The organism is Citreimonas salinaria (assembly GCF_900107235.1).
GTDB lineage: Bacteria > Pseudomonadota > Alphaproteobacteria > Rhodobacterales > Rhodobacteraceae > Citreimonas > Citreimonas salinaria.
The window spans coordinates 1-1,548 of the sequence record NZ_FNPF01000057.1; the positions used below are offsets into that span (position 1 = coordinate 1).

Consider the following 1,548-nt stretch of genomic DNA (forward strand, 5'->3'; position numbering starts at 1 on the left):
TCGGCGAAGAGGCAGACTGGCGCTCCAACGCAGAAATGATCTTTGAGCTGGAGCAAGGGCTGACCGTCGGATACCGCGGCTTCTGGTCGTGTGCAGATTGATGATCGGGGATTTGTGCGGACCCGGCGTCGGAAGGCGTGGCCCACGGGCATGAAGGTTCGCATCGGACTCTACAGCCGCAGGAACAATCCCGTTAGGCGGCACGCAGGAAGGTCTCATGAAATGACGACAACAAGGCATCTTGTTTTGAGCGGCGCTCTCGCCGTCGCGCTTGCAGGCGCATCGGCGACCGTTGCATTCGCCCAGACCGCCCCGGAAAACGGCGACGCGCCGTCGACCGATCGCAGCCAGATGATGGGCGGCACGGGCCACGGCCAGATGATGGAGCCCGGCCAGATGATGGAGGGCATGGAGCACGGCCAGATGGGCGGGATGGACCATGGTCAGCACGCGTCCGAAACCGGTCAGGCCTCGACCGCGACGGAGGCCTATCGCGCTGCGAGCGCCGCGATGCACACGGCCATGGACATCGACCTGACCGGGGATGCGGACGTCGATTTCGCCCGGGGCATGATTGCGCACCACGTGGGCGCAATCGACATGGCGAACGTCCTTCTCGAGCACGGCGATGATCCAGAGTTGCGCGAGCTGGCCGAAGCGATCATTGCGGCGCAGGAAGCCGAGGTCGCCTTCCTCGAAGCCTGGCTCGCGGAACACGCAGAGTAGGCGCCGACAGCTCCGGATTGCGCCGCGACAGAATCACGGGCTCGCTTCTCCCGGCTCGCGTGTGGCGGCGCAATCCTCCCTCAGCAACCGGGCCACCCAAGAGGAGTCCCGGATAAAAGATGCGAATTCTCCGCTTTCTCCGGAGAGCGCATTGGCCGCGTCGAGAAGCGAAGCCCCCCCCCGGGGCCGATGTCGAGAACGTGCTGTCCCGGCCGAAGCTGCGCGCGCCGCATAAGCTCCGCACGCGCCGGGGCAAGCGCGGCCTCGTTCGGCGTCTCGGGTTTCGGCCAAGGCTTGGCTATCGCTGCCCAGTCCATGCAACCTCCCCTGGAAAGACAGAGGCGCTTCCAGCGCCAATTCGGCGGCGTTAGCTCCAGAAACCAATCGCGCCTGGTGGCCACAGCGGTCTGGCAAGGACGCATTACGCGACGGCTCGGCTGCGCCGGGTGAAGGTCGGATAGGATTGGTTTCTTTCGGGCTACGACCCGGACCGGATCCCTCATCTTGAGGATCCGCTCCGCATCGCAGCCGAAACAAATCGGAACATGCTGAAGATGCAGGGGAGGCTCCAAAAACCACCGCACCACAAAGAACGCGGCGGTCTTTGTTCCCGGCAAGTCCGTCGGGCCTTAACCCAAAGGAGAGAGCATGTTCGACTTTGCCCAGCCGTCCATTGCGGCACTCAAGGGCTTCTTCCGCGACAATGAAGAAGCCACACAGAATGGGCATTGTTGCGTAACTCACGCCTAAGGCGTGACTTCCCCTTTCCCCGCTGATGTCATGCCACGCGAACGATCTCGGCGGTGCCGAGGGCTGAGAAGC

Annotated in this window: 1 protein-coding gene; it reads left to right on the forward strand. The window is 63.7% G+C overall.

The annotated features are described in order from the left end of the window. The first annotated feature begins 246 nt into the window (after positions 1-246). Positions 247-726 (forward strand): CopM family metallochaperone, encoded by a 480-nt coding sequence (gene copM, locus BLW27_RS20510; RefSeq protein WP_245710981.1) that lies wholly within the window; start codon positions 247-249, stop codon positions 724-726. Positions 727-1,548: the final 822 nt, after the last annotated feature.